Origin of the sequence: Priestia sp. SIMBA_032 (assembly GCF_046535215.1) — a bacterium.
Classification (GTDB): domain Bacteria; phylum Bacillota; class Bacilli; order Bacillales; family Bacillaceae_H; genus Priestia; species Priestia aryabhattai.
Genome location: NZ_JAWRXD010000674.1, coordinates 1 through 271, shown reverse-complemented (window position 1 = coordinate 271; position 271 = coordinate 1). Strand labels below are relative to the sequence as shown.

Genomic DNA, 271 nt, shown 5'->3' with positions numbered 1-271 from the left:
CAACTGAACAGCTGCGCTCTCTTGCCGCCTGGCGCCAGGAGCGTCTGGGCGCGGGCTTCCCATGTTCTGGCATTGGGTGGCGATAACTTGTCGTCCGCTTCGGGCTCGCGTTCCGATTCGTCCACGTCGTCCAAGGGTGAGAGATGCGCGGCGAGGCGCTTGCTCAACTCGTCAAGCAGGTGTTCAATTTCGTCGGCATTGATCGCGGGTGGGATGACTTCGACCGTTGCATCCGACAGTACCAGCGTGAATGCGCCGAATGTCTCGTTCG

General features: G+C 60.9%; 1 protein-coding gene. It reads right to left on the bottom strand.

Going from position 1 to position 271, the window contains the following annotated elements; translation table 11 throughout:
• A partial coding sequence (locus SB717_RS35960; RefSeq protein WP_410907768.1) for a hypothetical protein occupies positions 1-271 on the bottom strand: 271 nt, incomplete at both ends.